This window comes from Endozoicomonas sp. ALB091 (assembly GCF_049310265.1).
Classification (GTDB): domain Bacteria; phylum Pseudomonadota; class Gammaproteobacteria; order Pseudomonadales; family Endozoicomonadaceae; genus Endozoicomonas.
Genome location: NZ_JBLYNQ010000008.1, coordinates 43486 through 62590, shown reverse-complemented (window position 1 = coordinate 62590; position 19105 = coordinate 43486). Strand labels below are relative to the sequence as shown.

Here is a 19105-nt window from a genome sequence, read left to right as displayed (position 1 = left end):
CATTAATTCATGGGAAATATAAAAAGTAGACTACTCTACGGCATCATCAGGCAGTAGTTTTTACTGGCTTTTTTCTCTTCCTTTTTCTCTTTTTTGGTTTATCTGTTTGCTCTTCTAAATATTCTACAGCGGTAAAATAACAGCTATCTGAAAATTGCCCTCCTTCATCGGCAGTAACGTATGCCTCATCTGCTGACCCCTCGCCGCTGTTATGTAACACAGAGTCATAAGCCTGCGGCGGGTCGGCTAACTTTATCTTTATTTGCTCAATAACTCTTTTCATTGAACCCTGGTTCCCAAGCTTGTTCACCGGGATTTCAATGACCTCAAATCCTAATTTTTTCAGCAGAGCGATTTTCAACAAAGTCGAACCATTCTTGGTTTTGAAATCACCACCCACGTAATGGGAGGGCCCCTGAACGTCGATCACCATGTTGTAATCTGGCAGTAGCAGGTCAACCGGAGGTAATGAGTTCAGACTCTTTTCTTCTTCAATCTTCAAAGACGGAAGGCTTGATCGGAGTTGATTGCGAAAAGTGGATTGTGATTGTGAAGTGATTGTTCGGTAATGGGGAACCACCGGACACGCTATCCCCAGCCAACTTGTGACCATGGCAATAATGGATTGATCCTCGGTATTGCCTGAGGGTGTATTTCCCGGGCAAGAAAATAGTTCACCTATATGCTTTTCAAGCGAGTTTTTATTATTTTTACCGTAGGTCAGATAAAATCTGGCACAGAATGCCATGACTCCCCACAGAGACATCCGTCTACCTTGATGAGAGAGCGGGGTGTTTTCGCTGATTTTGCCGAGAAGGGAAGCAAACGTTGTGTTAACCACGTTCAGCTCAATAGCCTCACCCAGTTTTGCCACGGCCCATATCATGTTGGCGACTTCCTGTGGCTTGAATTGGTCTTTCTCTTCTTTTGATGTGGCTTTGGTTTGCACATGGGGCAACAGCGCGACCACAGCCTCTTTGAACTTCGATGTCTTCTCCAGCTTCCACCTGTTCTCCACCAGTTTCGCCAGGGTCCACAGGAGGTTGGCGATATGCTGAGGAGTAAAGGGGTCTGTCTCTTCTAATGATTTGGCTTTGGTTGTCACATGGGGCAACAGCGCAACCACGGCCTCTTTCAGCTTTGGTGTCTTCTCCAGCTCCAGTCCGTTGTCTACCAGTTTCGCCACGGCCCACAGCACTTTGACGGTCTCTTGTGTGCTGAAGCGGTCTTTCTCTTCTTTTGATTCGGCGTAGGTTTTCACATAGGGCAACAACCAGACCACGGCCTCTTTAAGCCTGGGTGTCTTCTCCAGTTCCAGTCCGTTGTCCACCAGTTTTGCCAGGGCCCACAGCAGGTTAGCGATATGCTGAGGAATAAAGTGGTCTTTCTCTGCTGTTGATTCGGCTTTGACTTTCACATGGGGCAACAGCACGGCCACAACCTCTTTGAGCTGCGCTGTCTTCTCCAGCCCGTTGTCCACCAGTTTTGCCACGGCCCACAGCAGGTTGGCGGTAGATTGAGTGTTAAAGTGGTCTATCTCTTCTTTTGATTCGGCGTTGGCTTTCACATGGTGCAACAGCGCGGCCAGGGCCTCTTTCAACTTCGCTGTCTTCTCCAGCCCGTTGTCCACCAGTTTTGCCACGGCCCACAGCAGGTTAGCGATATGTTTAGGAATAAAGTGGTCTTTCTCTTCTTTTGATTCGGCTTTGGCTTTCACATGGCACAACAGCGCGGCCAGGGCCTCTTTGAGCTTCGCTGTCTTCTCCAGCTCCAGCCCGTTGTCAACCAGTTTTGCCACGGCCCACAGCAGGCTGGCGACTGCCTGTGGCTTGAAGTGGTCTTGCTCTTCTTTTGATTCGGCTTTGGTTTTCACATGGGGTAGCAGCGCGGCCACGGCCTCTTTTAGCTGCGCTGTCATCTCCAGCCCGTTGTCCACCAGTTTTGCCAGGGCCCATAGCAGGTTAGCGATATGCTGAGGAATAAAGTGGTCTTTCTCTGCTTTTGATTCGGCTTTGGTTTTCACATGGGGTAGCAGCGCGGCCACGGCCTCTTTTAGCTGCGCTGTCTTCTCCAGCTCCAGCCCGTTGTCTACCAATTTCGCCACCGCCCACAGCAGGTTGGTGATATGCTGAGGAATAAAGTGGTCTTTCTCTGCTTTTGATTCGGCTTTGGTTTTCACATGCGGTAACAGCACGGCCAGTGCCTCTTTTAGCTGCGCTGTCTTCTCCAGCCCGTTGTCTACCAATTTCGCCACCGCCCACAGCAGGTTGGCGATATGCTGAGGAATAAAGTGGTCTTTCTCTTCTTTTGCTTCGGCTTTGGTTTTCACATGGGGTAACAGCGCGGCCACGACCTCTTTGAGCTTGGGTGTCTTCTCCAGCCCCAGCCCGTTGTCCACTAATCTTGCCACGGCCCACAGCAGGTTGGTGATATGCTGAGGAATAAAGTGGTCTTTCTCTTCTTTTGATTCGGCTTTGGTTTTCACATTGGCCAGCAGCGCGGCCACGGCCTCTCTGAACGTCGGTGTCTTCTTCAGACCATTGTCCAACAGTTTCGCCACGGCCCAAAGCAGGTTGGCGACTGCCTGTGGATTGAAGTGGTCTTTCTCTTCTTTTGATTCAGCTTTGCTTTTCACATGGTGCAACAGCGCGGCTACGGCCTCTTTTAGCTGCGCTGTCTTCTCCAGATCCAACCCGTTTTCGACCAGTTTCGCCAGAGCCCACAGCAAGTTGGCGACTTCCTGTGGCTTGAAGTGGTCTTTCTCTTCTTTTGATTCGGCTTTCGTTTTCACATGGAGCAACAGCGCGGCCACAACTTCTTTGAGCTTCGGTGTCTTCTCCAGCTCCAGCCCGTTATCTACCAATTTTGCCACTGCCCACAACTGGTTGGCGATATGCTGAGGAATAAAGTGATATTTTCCCTCTTTTGAGTCGGCTTTGATTTTCACCAGGGGCAACAGCGCGGCCACGGCCTCTTTGATCTTCGGTGTTTTCTCCAGCTCCAGCCCGTTACCAACTATTTTTGCCAGGGCCCACAGCAGGTTGGCGGTACCTTGGGCATCAATATCCCTGGCTTCAGGTTTTTGCTTGCACTTAACTATTACTGCATCAAGTAACGTTGACAATAACGCTGCCTGAGCCTCCTTACTTCTCTCATTCATGTATTTATGAGGGGTAAAGACACCCGCTGACGTAAATGAATGAACTGTTGTCATCAGGCTTCGCCAGAGCCATCCGGGTGTCGCTTTAAAAGCGTGCAACAATGGTATCAGTTGGCATTGTTCACCACGATTTAATGGTCTTTTTGACCTTGATGTGAATTGTTTGATTGAACAGGCAAATTGACTGTGTTTTTTCCCATCATAGCGATCACCATAATGAGTAGATATCCTCACCAGGTCATCCATTTTTGCTTGTGTGATGAGATCATTAAAATCCTGAACAGGTTTTATTGAATGTCCTGGTGGATGGTGAGCAGAACAGGCGTCAGAAGCAGGATAAAATTCATGACGCTCCGGGATATAGGGAAGTGGAGTATTCGTCCGCCTCACTGTGCCATACCGGTATCGTACACTTCCTGAAGCACCTGCATGATCATCCGGTTGATTATAATCATTACCTGATGTTGTACATTTCCAACTTATACCAGCACTGCCTCTGTCCATAATTATATTTCATTAATTCATGGGAAATATAAAATGTAGACTACTCCACGGCATCAACAGGCAGTAGTTTTTACTGGCTTTTTTCTCTTCCTTTTTCTCTTTTTTGGTTTCTTTGTTTGCTCTTCTAAATATTCTTCAGCGGTAAAATAACAGTCATCTGACAATTGCCATCCTTCATCGGCAGTAAAGTATGCCTCACCTGCATCCCACTCGCTGCTGTCAGGTGACACAGGACCATGGGCCTCTGACAGGATGGCTAACTTTGTCTTTATTTGATCAATAACTATTTTCATTGAATCCTGGTTATGAAGCTTATACACCGGGATTTCAATGACTTCGAATCCTAATTTTTTCAGCAGAGCGATTTTCAACAAAGTCGAACCATTCCTGGTTTTGAAATCACCACCCACGTAATGGGAGGGTCCCTGAACGTCGATCACCATGTTGTAATCTGGCAGTAGCAGGTCAACCGGAGGTAATGAGTTCAGACTCTTTTCTTCTTCAATCTTCAAAGACGGAAGGCTTGATCGGAGTTGATCGTGAAAAGTGAATTGTAATTGTGAAGTGTTTGTTCGGTAATGGGGAACCACCGGACACGCTATCCCCAGCCAACTTGTGACCATGGCAATAATGGATGGATCCTCGGTATTGCCAGTGGGTGTTTTTCCCGGGCAAGAAAATAGTTCACCTATATGCTTTTCAAGCGAGTTTTTATTATTTTTACCGTAGGTCAGATAAAATCTGGCACAGAATGCCATGACTCCCCACAGAGACATCCATCTACCTTGATGAGAGAGCGGAGTGTTTTCGCTGATTTTGCCGAGAAGGGAAGCTAACGTTGATTTAACCACATTCAGCTCAATAGCCTCCCCCAGTTTTGCCACGGCCCATATCATGTTGGCGACTTCCTGTGGCTTGAATTGGTCTTTCTCTTCTTTTGATGTGGCTTTGGTTTGCACATGGGGCAACAGCGCGACCACAGCCTCTTTGAACTTCGCTGTCTTCTCCAGCTCCAGCCCGTTCTCCACCAGTTTTGCCAAGGCCCACAGCAGGTTGGCGATATGCTGAGGAATAAAGTGGTCTTTCTCTTCTTTTGATTCGGCTTTGGCTTTCACATGGCACAACAGCGCGGCCAGGGCCTCTTTGAGCTTCGCTGTCTTCTCCAGCTCCAGCCCGTTCTCCACCAGTTTTGCCACGGCCCACAGCAGGATGGTGACTGCCTGTGGCTTCAAGTGGTCTTTCTCTTCTTTTGATTCGGCTTTGGTTTTCACATGGGGTAACAGCGCGGCCACGGCCTCTTTCAGCTGTGCTGTCTTCTCCAGCCCGTTGTCCAACAGTTTTGCCACGGCCCACAGCAGGTTAGCGATATGCTGAGGAATAAAGTGGTCTTGATCTGCTTTTGATTCGGCTTTGGTTTTCACATGGGGTAGCAGCGCGGCGACGACCTCTTTTAGCTGCGCTGTCTTCTCCAGCCCGTTGTCTACCAATTTCGCCACCGCCCACAGCTGGTTGGCGATATGCTGAACAATAAAGTGGTCTTTCTCTTCTTTTGATTCGGCTTTGGTTTTCACATGGGGTAACAACGCGGCCACGACCTCTTTGAGCTTGGGTGTTTTCTCCAGCCCCAGCCCGTTGTCCACTAATTTTGCCACGGCCCACAGCAGGTTGGTGATATGCTGAGGAATAAAGTGGTCTTTCTCTTCTTTTGATTTGGCTTTGGTTTTCACATTGGCCAGCAGCGCGGCCACGGCCTCTCTGAACGTCCGTGTCTTCTTCAGACCATTGTCTACCAATTTCGCCACCGCCCACAGCAGGTTGGCGATATGCTGAGGATTAAAGTGGTCTTTCTCTTCTTTTGATTCAGCTTTAATTTTCACATGGTGCAACAGCGCGGCTACGGCCTCTTTTAGCTGCTCTGTCTTCTCCAGATCCAACCCGTTTTCGACCAGTTTCGCCAGAGCCCAAAGCAGGTTGGTGACTTCCTGTGGCTTGAAGTAGTCTTTCTCTTCTTTTGATTCGGCTTTCGTTTTCACATGGAGTAACAGCGCGGCCACAACTTCTTTGAGCTTCGGTGTCTTCTCCAGCTCCAGCCCGTTATCTACCAATTTTGCCAATGCCCACAGCTGGTTGGCGATATGCAGAGGAATAAAGTGTTCTTTCCCCTCTTTTGATTCGGCTTTGATTTTCACCAGGGGCAACAGCGCAGCTACGACCTCTCTGAGCTTCGGTGTTTTCTCCAGCTCCAGCCCGTTACCAACTATTTTTGCCAGGGCCCACAGCAGGTTGGTGGTACCTTGGGCATCAATATCCCTGGCTTCAGGTTTTTGCTTGCACTTAACTATTACTCCATCAAGTAACGTTGACAATAACGCTGCCTGAGCTTCCTGACTTTTCTCATTCATATATTTATTAGGGGTAAAAACACCCGCTGACGTAAATGAATGAATCGTTGTCATCAGGCTTCGCCAAGTCCACCCGAGTGTCGCTTTAAAATTGTGCAACAAGGGTATCAGTTGACATTGTTCACTGTGATTTAAAGGTCGTTGTGACGCTGATGTGTATTGTTTAATTAACGTGGCAAATTGACTGTGTTTTTTACCATCATAGCGATCACTGTAACGAGCAGATACCCACACCAGCCAATCCATTTTTTCTTGTGTGATGAGAGCATTAAAATCATGATCAGGTTTTATTGAGTGTCCTGGTGGACGGTTAGCAGAGCAGGCATCAGAAGCAGGATGAAGTTCATTACACCTCTGGATATAGGGTAGTGGCGCAATCACCAGTCTGACTGTGCCATGTCTGTATCGCCCACTTTTTGCAGAATTGGTACGATCATCCGGTTTTTTATAATCATTACCTGATGTTGTGCATTGCCAACTGATACCAGCATCGCCTCTGTCCATCATTATATTTCATTAATTCATGGGAAACATAAAATGTAGACTACTCCACGACATCAGCAGGCATTCTTAGGATAGACATTAAGCGTCTACTCCCCTCTTCGGAAAGTTAAAGATGGAACCACGAAGAACACGAAGAGCACAAAGAAGAGATTTTTTTTCCTTCGTGCTCTTTGTGTCCTTCGTGGTTCCATTCAAAAGCCATTGAAAATGGAGGGGTAAGCTTAATGTCCACCCTAAGAACAGGCATTAGCCCGGCTTTTTTCTCTTCCTTTTTCTCTTTTTTGGTTTCTTTGTTTGCTCTTCTAAATATTCTTCAGCGGTAAAATAACAGTCATCTGACAATTGCCATCCTTCATCGGCAGTAAAGTATGCCTCACCTGCATCCCACTCGCTGCTGTCAGGTGGCACAGGACCATAGGCCTGTGGCAGGATGGCTAACTTTGTCTTTATTTGCTCAATAACTCTTTGTATTGAATACTGGTTATCAAGCTTGTTCACCGGCATTTCAATAAACTCAAATCCTAATTTTTTATATAGGGCGATTTTCAACACAGTCGAACCATTCCTGGTTTTGAAATCACCACCCACGTAATGGAAAGGCCCCTGAACGTCGATCACAATGTTGCACTCTGGCAGTAGCAGGTCAACCGGAGGCAATGAGTTCAGACTCGTCTCTTCTTCAATTTTCAAAGACGGAAGGCTTGATCGGAGTTGATCGTGAAAAGTGGATTGTGATAGTGACGTGTTTGTCCGGTAATGGGGAACCACCGGACACGCTCTCCCCAGCCAACTTGTGACCATGGCAATAATGGATGGATCCTCGGTATTGCCAGTGGGTGTTTTTCCCAGGCAAGAAAATAGTCTACCTATGTGCTTTTCAAGTAAGTTTTTATTATTTTTACCGTAGGTCAGATAAAATCTGGCACAGAATGCCATGACTCCCCACAGAGACATCCATCTACCTTGATGAGAGAGCGGGGTGTTTTCGCTGATTTTGCCGACAAGGGAAGCTAACGTTGATTTAACCACTTTCAGATCAATAGCCTCACCCAGTTTTGCCACGGCCCATATCATGTTGGCGACTTCCTGTGGCTTGAATTGGTCTTTCTCTTCTTTTGATGTGGCTTTGGTTTGCACATGGGGCAATAATGCGACCACAGCCTCTTTGAACTTCGCTGTCTTCTCCAGCTTCAACCTGTTCTCCACCAGTTTCGCCAGGGCCCACAGCTGGTTGGCGATATGCTGAGGTGTAAAGGGGTCTGACTCTTCTAATGATTCGGCTTTGGTTGTCACATGGGGCAACAGCGCAACCACGGCCTCTTTCAGCTTCGGTATCTTCTCCAGCTCCAGCCCGTTGTCCACCAGTTTCGCCAAGGCCCACAGCGAGTTGGCGGTATCTTTTGCGCTGAAGCGGTCTTTCTCTTCTTTTGCTCCGGCGTTGGTTTTCACACAGGGCAACAACCAGGCCACGGCCTCTTTAAGTCCGGGTGTCTTCTCCAATGTCAGTCCGTTGTCTACCAGTTTCGCCACCGCCCACAACAGGTTGGCGACTCCCTGTGGCCTGAAGTAGCCTTTCTCTTGTTTTGATACGGCTTTGGTTTTCACATGGGGCAACAGCGCGGCCACAGCCTCTTTGAGCTTCGGAGTGCTCTCCAGCTCCAGCCCCTTCTCCACCAGTTTCGCCAGGGCCCACAGCTGGTTGGCGATCTGCTGAGGAGTAAAGTGGTCTTTCTCTTGTTTTGATTCAGCCTTGGTTTTCACATGGGGCAACAGTGCAGCCACAACCTCTTTGAGCTTTGGTATCTTCTCCAGCTCCAGTCCGTAGTCCACCAGTTTCGCGAAGGCCCACAGCTGGTTGGCGATACCTTGAGTGTTAAAGTGCTCTTTCTCTTCTTTTGATTCTGCTGTGGTTTTCACATGAGGCAACAACGCGGCCACGGTCCCTTTGAGCTTTGGAGTCTTCTCCACCCCCTTGTCCACCAATTTCGCCAGGGCCCACAGCAGGATGCTGATATGCTGAGGAATAAAGTGGTCTCTCTCTTCTTTTGATTTAGCTTTGGCTTTCACATGGGGCAACAGCGCGGCCACGACCTCTCTGAGCATCGTTGCCTTGTCCGGCTCCAGCCCGTTGTCCACCAGTTTCGCCACCGACCACAGCAGGATGCTGATATGCTGAGGAATAAAGTGTTCGCTCTCTTCTGGTGATTTGGCTTTGGCTTTAACATGGATCAACAGTGCGGCAACAGCCTCTTTGAGCTTCGGTGTTTTCTCCAGCTCCAGCCCGTTGTCCACCAGTTTCGCCACGGACCACAGCAGGTTATTGATACCGTGTACATCAAGATCCCTGGCTTCAAGTGTTTGGTTGCAATTAAGTATTATTTGATCAAGTAAAGTGGACAGTAAAGCCGCTTGAGTTTTCTTAACCCTCTCTTCCGTGTATTTATGAGAGGTAAAAACACCCGCTGAAGTAAATGAATGAAACGTCGTCGTCAGACTTCGCCAGGTCCACCCGGGTGTCGCTTTAAAATCGTGCAACAAAGGTATCAGTTGGCGTTGTTCACTATGATTCAAAAGTCGTTTTGACGCTGAAGTGTATTGTTTGATTGAACAGGCAAATTGACTGTGTTTTTTACCATCATAGTGATCACCATAATGAGTAGATATCTTCATCATGTAATCTATTTTTTCTGGTGTGATGAGAGCTTTGAAAGCATGAACAGGTTTTATTGAATGTCTTGGTGGATGGTCAGCAGAGCAGACGTCAGAAGCAGCATAAAATCCGTTACTCTCCCGGATATAGGCGAGCGGCGCATCCAACTGTCTGACTGTGCCATGCCAGTATCGCCCACTTTTTGAAGAATCGGTACGATCATCCGGTTTTTTATAATCATTACCTGATGTTGCGCATTGCCAACTGACACCAGCACCGCTTCTGTCCATAATTATATTTCATTAATTCATGGGAAATATAAAAAGTAGACTACTCTATGGCATCGTCAGTCAGCCGTTTTCACTGACTTTTTTCTCCTCCTGTTTCTCTTTTTTGTTTTTTTGGTTGGCTCTTCTACATATTCTTCGGCGGTAAAATAACAGTCATCGGAAAATTCCCCTCCTTCATCGGCAGTAACGTATGCCTCATCTTCTGAACCCTCGCCGCTGTTCTGTAACAAAGAGCCATAAGCCTCTGGCAGGACGGCTAACTTTGTCTTTATTTGCTCAATAACTCTTTTCATTGAATCCTGGTTCACAAGCCTGGTCACCGGGATTTCAATGACCTCAAATCCTGATTTTTTCAGCAGAGCGATTTTCAACAAAGTCGAACCATTCCTGGTTTTGAAATCACCACTCACGTAATGGAAAGGTCCCTGAATGTCGATCACCATATTGTAATCTGCCAGTAGCAGATCGACCGGAGGTAATGAGTTCAGACTCTTTTCTTCTTCAATCTTCAAAGACGGAAAGCTCGATTGCAAGTGATCGCGGAAGGTTGATTGAGATTGTGAAGTGTTTGTCGTGTAATAAGGGATAACTGGACAAGCTCTCCCAAGCCAACATGCAGCCATGGCAATGATGGATTGATCCTCTATACTGCCCGGGGATGTATTTTCCAGGCGAGAAAATAGTTCGCCTATGTGCTTTTCAAGGGAGTGTTTATCATTACTTCCTGATTCCAGATAAAACCTGGCGCAAAATACCATGACTCCCCAAAGAGACATCAATATATCTTGTTGAGAGAATTGAGCGTTTTCACCGATTCTGTCGACAAGAGAATCTAACGTAGATTTAATCAGGTTCAGCTCAATGGCCTCACCCAGTTTCGCGAGGGCCCATAGCAAGTTGGCGATACCTTGAGTGCTGAAGCGGTCTTTCTCTTCTTTTGATTCGGCTTTGGTTTTCACATGGGGCAACAGCGCGGCCACGGCCTCTTTGAGCTTCGGTGTCGTCCCCAGCTCCAGCCCGTTGTCCACCAGTATCACCACGGCCCACAGCAGGCTGATGATACCTTGAGACTTGAAGCGGTCTTTCTCTTCTTTTGATTCGGCTTTGGTTTTCACATGGGGCAACAGCGCGGCCACGGCCTCTTTGAGCTTCGTTGTTTTCTCCAGCCCCAGCCCGTTGTCCACCAGTTTCGCCAGCGCCCACAGCAGGTTGGCGACTGCCTGTGGCTTGAAGTGATCTTTCTCTTCTTTTGATTCGGCTTTGGTTTTTACATGGGGCAATAGCGCATCCACGGCCTCTTTGGGCTTCGGTGTTTTCTCCAGCCCGTTGTCCACCAGTTTCACCAGGGCCCACAGCAGGTTGGCGATATGCTGAGTAATAAAGTGCTCTTTCTCTTCTTTTGATTCGGCTTTGATTTTCACATGGGGTAATAGCGCGGCCACGGCCTCTTTGAGCTTCGGTGTTTTCTCCAGCTCCAACCCGTTATCCACCAGTTTCGCCAAGGCCCACAGCAAGTTGGCAATACCTTGAGTTTTAAAGCGGTCTTTCTCTTCTTTTGCTTCGGCTTTGGTTGCCACATGGGGCAACAGCGCGTTCACAGCCTCTTTGAGCTTCGCTGTCTTCTCCAGCGCCAGCCCATTGTCCACCAGTTTTGCCATGGCCCACAGCAGGTTGGCGATATGCTTAGGAATAAAGTGGTCTTTCTTTGATTCTGCTTTGGTTTTCACCTGGAGCAACAGCGCGGCCACAGCCTCTTTGAGCTTCTTTCTCTTCTCCAGCTCGAGCCCGTTTTCCACCAGTTTCGCTATTGCCCACAGCAGGTTGGTGACTGCCTGTGGCGTGAAGTGGTCCTTCTCTTCTTTTGATTCGGCTTTGGTTTTCACATAGGGCAACAGCCCACACACGGCCTCTTTGAGCTTCGTTGTCTTCTCCAGCTCCAGTCCGTTGTCCACCAGTTTTGCCATGGCCCACAGGAGATTGGCGACTTCCTGTGGCTTGTAGTGGTCTTTCTCTTTTTTGGATTCGGCTTTGGTTTTCACATGGGGCAACAGCGCGGCCACGGCCTCTTTGAGCTTCGGCGTCTTCTCCAGCTTCAGCCCGTTGTCCACCAGTTTCGCCAGGGCCCACAGCAGATTAGCGGTACCTTGAGTGTTAAAGTGCTCTTTCTCTTCTTTTGATTCGGCTTTGGTTTTCACCTGGAGTAACAGCGCAGCCACTGCCTCTTTCAGCTTCGGTGTCTTCTCCAGCGCCAGACCATTGTCCACCAGTTTCGCCAGGGCCCATAGCAGGTTAGCGGTACCTTGAGTGTTGAAGCAGTCTTTCTCTTCTTTTAATTCGGCTTTGGTTTTCACCAGGGGCAACAGCACAACCACGGCCTCTTTCAGCTTCGCTGTCTTCTCCAGCGCCAGCCCATTGTTCACCAGTTTCGCTACGGCCCACAGCAGGTTGACGGTACCCTGTGCATTAATACTCCTGACATCAGGTTTTTGGTTGCACTTATGTATTACAGGATCAAGTAAAGCTGACAGTAGAGCAGCCTGGGTTTCCTTAACCCACTCATCCATGTATTTATGAGGGGTAAAAACACCCGCTGAAGTAAATGAATGAAACGTTGTCGCCAGGTTTCGCCAGGTCCACCCGGGTGTCGCTTTAAAATCGTGCAACAACGGTATCAGTTGGCGTTGTTCACTATGATGCAAGGGTCGTTTTGACGATAAAGTGTAGTGTTTGATTGAAAGGGCAAATTGACAGTGTTTATTACCATCATAGTGATCACCATAATGAGTAGATATCTTCATCATGTAATCTATTTTTTCTGGTGTGATGAGAGCTTTGAAACCATGAACAGGTTTTATTGAATGTCTTGGTGGATGGTCAGCAGAGCAGGCGTCAGAAGCAGCATAAAATTCATTACTCTCCCGGACATAGGCGAGCGGCGCGTCCAACTGTCTGACTGTACCATGCCAGCATCGCCCACTTTTTGAACAATCGGTACGATCATCCGGCTGTTTATAATCATTACCTGATGTTGTGCATTGCCAACTGACACCAGCACTGCTTCTGTCCATAATTATATTTCATGAATTCATGGGAAATATAAAAAGTAGACTACTCGATGGCATCATCAGTCAGCCGTTTTCACTGACTTTTTTCTCCTCCTGTTCCTCTTTTTTGTTTTTTCTGTTGGCTCTTCTACATATTCTTCGGCGGTAAAATAACAGTCATCGGAAAATTCCCCTCCTTCATCGGCAGTAACGTATGCTTCATCTTCTGCCCCCTCGTCGCTGTTCTGTAACAAAGAGCCATAAGCCTTTGGCGGGACGGCTAACTTTGTCTTTATTTGCTCAATCACGCTTTGCATTGAATCCTGGTCATCCAGCTTTCTCACCGGGATTTCAATAACCTCAAACCCTAATTTTTGCAGCAGGGCGATTTTCAACAAAGTCGGGCCATTCCTGGTTTTGAAATCACCACTCACGTAATGGGAAGGTCCCTGAATGTCGATCACCATGTTGTACTCTGACAGTAGCAGATCGACCGGAGGTAATGAGTTCAGACTCTTTTCTTCTTCAATCTTCAAAGACGGAAAGCTCGATTGGAGGTGATCGCGGAAGGTGGATTGAGATTGTGAAGTGTTTGTCGTGTAATAAGGGATGACCGGACACGCTCTCCCAAGCCAACATGCAGCCATGGCAATGATGGATTGATCCTCTATACTACCTGGGGATGTATTTTCCAGGCGAGAAAATAGTTCGCCTATGTGCTTTTCAAGGGAGTGTTTATCATTATTACCTGAGTCCAGGTAAAACCTGGCGCAGAATACCATAACGCCCCAGAGAGACATCAATATATCTTGTTGAGAGAATTGAGGGTTTTCACCGATTCTGTCGACAAGAGAATCTAACGTAGATTTAATCAGGTTCAGCTCAATGGCCTCACCCAGTTTCGCCAGGGCCCATAGCAAGTTGGCGGTACCTTGAGTGCTGAAGTGGTCTTTCTCTTCTTTTGATTCGGCTTTGGTTTTCACATGGGGCAACAGCGCAGCCACGGCCTCTTTGAGCTTCGTTGTTTTCTCCAGCTCCAGTCCGTTGTCCACCAGTTTTGCCAAGGCCCACAGCAGGTTGGTGATATGCTGAGGAATAAAGCGGTCTTTCTGTTCTTTTGATTCGGCTTTGCTTGTCACATGGGGCAACAGCGCAGCTACGACCTGTTTGAGCTTCGGTGTTTTCTCCAGCTCCAGTCCATTGTCCACCAGTTTCGCCAAAGCCCACAGCAGGTTGGCGATATGCTGTGCATTAAAGTGGTCTTTCTCTGCCTTTGATTCGGCTTTGGTTTTTACCTGGGGCAACAGCGTGGCCACGGCCTCTTTTAGCTTCGGTATCTTCTTCAGCTCCAGACCATTGTCCACCAGTTTTGCCATGGCCCACAGCAGCTTGGCGATATGCTGAGGAATAAAGTGATCTTTCTTTGATTCTGCTTTGGTTTTCACCAGGAGCAACAGCGCGGCCACAGCCTCTTTGAGCTTCGCTGTCTTCTCCAGCGCCAGCCCATTGTCCACCAGTTTTGCCATGGCCCACAACAGGTTGGCGATATGCAGAGGAATAAAGTGGTCTTTCTTTGATTCTGCTTTGGTTTTCATCTGGAGCAACAGCGCGGCCACAGCCTCTTTGAGCTTCGTTGTCTTCTCCAGCTCGAGCCCGTTTTCCACCAGTTTCGCTATTGCCCACAGCAGGTTGGTGACTGCCTGAGGCGTGAAGTGGTCCTTCTCTTCTTTTGATTCGGCTTTGGTTTTCACATAGGGCAACAGCACACACACAGCCTCTTTGAGCTTCGCTGTCTTCTCCAGCTCCAGTCCGCTGTCCACCAGTTTCGCCAGGGCCCAAAGCAGGTTGGTAACTGCCTGTGGCTGGAATTGGTCTTTCTCTTCTTTGGATTCGGCTTTGGCTTTCACATGGGACAACAGCACGTCCAAGGCTTCTTTGAGCTTCGGTGTCGTCTCCAGCTCCAGCCCGTTGTCCACCAGTTTTGCCAGAGACCAGAGCAGGTTGGTGGTCGTTTGAGTGTTAAAGTGGCCCTTCTCTTCTTTTGATTCGGCTTTGGTTTTCACATGGGGCAACAGCGCGGCCACGGCCTCTTTGAGCTTCGTTGTCTTCTCCAGCTCCAACCCGTTGTCCACCAGTTTCGCCAGGGCCCACAGCAGGTTGTTGATAGCTTGAGTGTTCAGGTGGTCCTTCTCCTCTTTTGATGCGGCTTTGGTTTTCACACAGGGCAACAGCGCACACACGGCCTCTTTGAGCTTCGTTGTCTTCTCCAGCTCCAGTCCGTTGTCCACCAGTTTTGCCATGGCCCACAGGAGATTGGCGACTTCCTGTGGCTTGAAGTGGTCTTTCTCTTGTTTTGATTCGGCTTTGGTTTTCACATGGCGTAACAGCGCGGCCACGGCTTCTTTGAGCTTCGCCATCTCCAGCTGCAGCCCATTGTCCACCAGTTTCGCCAAGCCCCACAGCAGGTTAGAGGTACCTTGAGTGTTGAAGCGGTCTTTCTCTTCTTTTGATTCAGTTTTGGTTTTCACCTGGGGTAACAGCGCAGCCACGGCTTCTTTCAGCTTCGGTGTCTTCTCCAGCGCCAACCCATTGTCCACCAGTTTCGCCATGGCCCACACCAGGTTAGAAATACCTTGAGTGTTGAAGCGGTCTTTCTCTTCTTTTGATTCGGCTTTGGTTTTCACATGGGGCAACAGCGCAACCACGGCCTCTTTCAGCTTCGCTGTCTTCTCCAGCGCCAGCCCATTGTTCACCAGTTTCGCTACGGCCCACAGCAGGTTGACGGTACCCTGTGCATAAATGCCCCTGGCTTCAGGTTTTTGGTTGCACTTATGTATTACAGGATCAAGTAAAGCTGACAGTAGAGCAGCCTGGATTTCCTTAACCCACTCATCCATGTATTTATGAGGGGTAAAAACACCCGCTGAAGTAAATGAATGAAACGTTGTCGCCAGGTTTCGCCAGGTCCACCCGGGTGTCGCTTTAAAATCGTGCAACAATGGTATCAGTTGGCGTTGTTCACTATGATTCAAAGATCGTTTTGACACTGAAGTGTATTGTTTGATGGAAAGAGCAAATTGACAGTGTTTTTTACCATCATATTGATCACCATAATCAGTAGATATCTTCATCATGTAATCGATTTTTTCTGGTGTGATGAGAGCTTTGAAACCATGAACAGGTTTTATTGAATGTCTTGGTGGATGGTCAGCAGAGCAGGCGTCAGAAGCAGCATAAAATTCATTACTCTCCCGGATATAGGCGAGTGGCGCATCCAACTGTCTGACTGTACCATGCCGGAATCGCCCACTTTTTGAACAATCGGTACGATCATCCGGCTGTTTATAATCATTACCTGATGTTGTGCATTGCCAACTGACACCAGCACCGCCTCTGTCCATAATTATATTTCATTAATTCATGGAAAATATAAAAAGTAGACTACTCGATGGCATCATCAGTCAGCCGTTTTCACTGACTTTTTTCTCCTCCTGTTTCTTTTTTTTGTTTTTTCTGTTGGCTCTTCTAAATATTCTTCGGCGGTAAAATAACAGTCATCGGAAAATTCCCCTCCTTCATCGACAGTAACGTATGCCTCATCTTCTGCCCCCTCGCCGCTGTTATTTAACAAAGAACCATAAGCCTTTGGCGGGACGGCTAACTTTGTCTTTATTTGCTCAATAACTATTTTTATTGAATCCTGGTTCACAAGACTGGTCACCGGGATTTCAATGACCTCAAATCCTGATTTTTGCAGCAGGGCGATTTTCAGCAAAGTCGACCCATTCCTGGTTTTGAAATCACCACCCACGTAATGGGAAGGTCCCTGAACGTCGATCACCATGTTGTACTCTGGCAGTAGCAGGTCAACCGGAGGTAATGAGTTCAGACTCTTTTCTTCTTCAATCTTCAACGAAGGAAGACTGGATTGGAGTTGATCGCAGAGGGTGGACTGAGGTTGTGAAATGAATGTCTGGTAATCGGGAACCACCGGACACGATCTCCCAAGCCAACTTGCTGCCATGGCAATGATGGATTGATCCTCATTGCCCGGGGAGGTAATTTCCAGGCGAGAAAATAGTTCGCCTATGTGCTTTTCAAGGGAGTGTTTATCATTACTGCCTGATTCCAGATAAAACCTGGCACAGAATACCATGACTCCCCAGAGAGACATCAATATACTTTGCTGAGAGAGCTGAGGTGTTTTACTGATTCTGTCAACAAGAACATCGAACGTAGATTTAATCAGGTTCAGCTCAATGGCCTCACCCAGTTTCGCCAGGGCCCAGAGCAGGATGGCGGTACCTTGAGGGTTGAAGTGGTCTTTCTCTTCTTTTGATTCGGCTTTGGTTTTCACATGGTACAACAGCGCGGCCAGGGCCTCTTTGAGCTTCGGTGTTTTCTCCAGCTCCAGCCCGTTGTCCACCAGTATCACCACGGACCACAGCAGATTGACGGTACCTTGAGACTTGAAGCGGTCTTTCTCTTCTTTTGATTCGGCTTTGGTTTTCACCTGGGGCAACAGCGCGGCCACGGCCTCTTTGAGCTTCGGTGTCTTCTCCAGCTCGAGCCCGTTGTCCACCAGTTTCGCCATTGCCCACAGCAGGTTGGCCACTGCCTGCAGGTTGAAGTGGTCTTTCTCTTCTTTTGATTCGGCTTTGATTTTCACATGGGGCAACAGTACGGCCACGGTCTCTTTGAGCATTACTGTCTTCCCCAGCGCCAGGCCGTTATCCACCAGTTTCGCCACGGCCCACAGCAAGTTGGCAATACCTTGAGTTTTGAAGTGGTCTTTCTCTTCTTTTGATTCGGCCCTGGTTGCCACCTGGGGCAACAACGCGTTCACGGCCTCTTTGAGCTTCGCTGTCTTCTCCAGCCCATTGTCTACCAGTTTTGCCACGGCCCACAGCAGGATGGCGATATGCTGAGGAATAAAGTGGTCTTTCTTTGCTTCTGCATTGATTTTCACCTGGAGCAACAGCGCGACCACAACCTCTTTGAGCTTCGTTGTCTTCTCCAGCTCCAGACCGTTGTCCACCAGTTTCGCCACGGCCCACAGCAGGTTGGCGACTGCCTGTGGCCTGAAGTGGTCTTTCTCTTCTTTTGATTCGGTTTTGGTTTTCACAAGGTGTACTAGCGCAGCCACGGCCTCTTTGAGCTTCGCTGTATTCTCCAGCTCCAGTCCGTTGTCCACCAGTTTTGCCAAGGCCCACAGTAGATTGGAGACTTCCTGTAGATTGAAGTGGTCTTTCTCTTTTTTGGATTCGGCTTTGGTTTTCACAAGGTGTACTAGCGCAGCCACGGCCTCTTTGAGATTCGTTGTCTTCTCCAGTGCCAGACCGTTGTCCACCAGTTTCGCCAGGGCCCACAGCAGGTTGGCGATCTGCTGAGGAATAGAGTGGTCTTTCTCTTGTTTTGATTCAGCTTTGGTTTTCACATGGGGCAACAGCGCAGCCACGGCCTCTTTGAGCTTCGGCGTCTTCTCCAGCTTCAGCCCGTTGTCCACCAGTTTCGCCAGGGCCCACAGCAGATTAGCGGTATCTTGATTGTTAACGCGGTCTTTCTCTGCTTTTGATTCGGCTTTGGCTTTCACCTGGGGTAACAGCGCAGCCACGGCCTCTTTCAGCTTCGGTGTCTTCTCCAGCGCCAGCCCATTGTCCACCAGTTTCGCCAAGGCCCACAGCAGGTTAGTGGTACCTTGAGTGTTGAAGCAGTCTTTCTCTTCTTTTACTTCGGCTTTGGTTTTCACATGGGGCAACAGCGCAACCACGGCCTCTTTCAGCTTCGCTGTCTTCTCTAGCGCCAGCCCGTTGTCCACCAGTTTTGCTACGGCCCACAGCAGGTTGACGGTACCCTGTGCATTAATACCTCTGGCGTCAGGTTTTTGGTTGCACTTAAGTATTACTGGATCAAGTAAAGTTGACAGTAAATCAGCTTGAGCTTCCTTAACCCACTCATCCATGTATTGATGAGGGGTAAAAACACCCGCTGAAGTAAATGAATGAAACGTTGTCGCCAGGCTTCGCCAAGTCCACCCGGGTGTCGTTTTAAAATCGTGCAACAAGGGTATCAGTCGGCGTTGTTCACTGTGATTTAAAGATCGTTGTGACGCTGATGCGTATTGTTTAATTAAAGTGGCAAATTGACTGTGTTTTTTACCATCATAGCGATCACTATAACGAGCAGATACCCCCACCAGCCAATCCATTTTTTCTTGGGTGATGAGAGCATTAAAACCATGATCAGGTTTTATTGAGTGTCCTGGTGAATGGTTAGCAGAGCAGGCATCAGAAGCAGGATGAAGTTCATTACGCTTCTGGATATAGGGCAGTGGTGCATTCACCTGCCTGACTGTGCCATGCCTGTATCGCCCATTTTTTGCAAAATCGGTACGATCATCCGGTTTTTTATATTCATTACCTGATGTTGTGCATTGCCAACTGACACCAGCACCGCCTCTGTCCATAATTATATTTCATCAATTCATGGAAAATATAAAAAGTAGACTAGTCTATGGCATCATCAGTCAGTAGTTTTTACTGACTTTGTTC

The 19105-nt window shown here is 48.2% G+C and carries 6 protein-coding genes; all 6 read right to left on the bottom strand.

Going from position 1 to position 19105, the window contains the following annotated elements:
* Positions 1–46: 46 nt before the first annotated feature.
* On the bottom strand, positions 47–3664 hold the full coding sequence (locus ACO6UX_RS17125) for a DUF1601 domain-containing protein (protein ID WP_422449602.1): 3618 nt from the start codon (positions 3662–3664) through the stop codon (positions 47–49).
* A gap of 53 nt (positions 3665–3717) precedes the next feature.
* The gene (locus ACO6UX_RS17120; RefSeq protein ID WP_422449601.1) at positions 3718–6573 is read right to left on the bottom strand and encodes an RAP domain-containing protein; all 2856 of its coding nucleotides are present in this window, start codon (positions 6571–6573) and stop codon (positions 3718–3720) included.
* 243 nt (positions 6574–6816) lie between these two features.
* Complete coding sequence (locus tag ACO6UX_RS17115; protein WP_422449600.1) at positions 6817–9510, bottom strand: hypothetical protein; 2694 nt, start codon at positions 9508–9510, stop codon at positions 6817–6819.
* A 56-nt stretch (positions 9511–9566) separates the two neighbouring features.
* Positions 9567–12578, bottom strand: coding sequence for a DUF1601 domain-containing protein (locus ACO6UX_RS17110; protein ID WP_422449599.1), 3012 nt, complete (start codon positions 12576–12578; stop codon positions 9567–9569).
* Between the two features lie 56 nt (positions 12579–12634).
* Complete coding sequence (locus tag ACO6UX_RS17105) at positions 12635–15955, bottom strand: RAP domain-containing protein (RefSeq protein WP_422449598.1); 3321 nt, start codon at positions 15953–15955, stop codon at positions 12635–12637.
* Positions 15956–16011: 56 nt separating this feature from the next.
* Positions 16012–19020, bottom strand: coding sequence for an RAP domain-containing protein (locus ACO6UX_RS17100; protein ID WP_422449597.1), 3009 nt, complete (start codon positions 19018–19020; stop codon positions 16012–16014).
* Positions 19021–19105 lie beyond the last annotated feature (85 nt).

Coding starts and splice junctions, on each gene's coding strand:
- ACO6UX_RS17125 (WP_422449602.1), bottom strand. CDS start 3,664: ATGGACAGAGGCAGTGCTGGTATAAGTTGGAAATGTACAACATCAGGT.
- ACO6UX_RS17120 (WP_422449601.1), bottom strand. CDS start 6,573: ATGATGGACAGAGGCGATGCTGGTATCAGTTGGCAATGCACAACATCA.
- ACO6UX_RS17115 (WP_422449600.1), bottom strand. CDS start 9,510: ATGGACAGAAGCGGTGCTGGTGTCAGTTGGCAATGCGCAACATCAGGT.
- ACO6UX_RS17110 (WP_422449599.1), bottom strand. CDS start 12,578: ATGGACAGAAGCAGTGCTGGTGTCAGTTGGCAATGCACAACATCAGGT.
- ACO6UX_RS17105 (WP_422449598.1), bottom strand. CDS start 15,955: ATGGACAGAGGCGGTGCTGGTGTCAGTTGGCAATGCACAACATCAGGT.
- ACO6UX_RS17100 (WP_422449597.1), bottom strand. CDS start 19,020: ATGGACAGAGGCGGTGCTGGTGTCAGTTGGCAATGCACAACATCAGGT.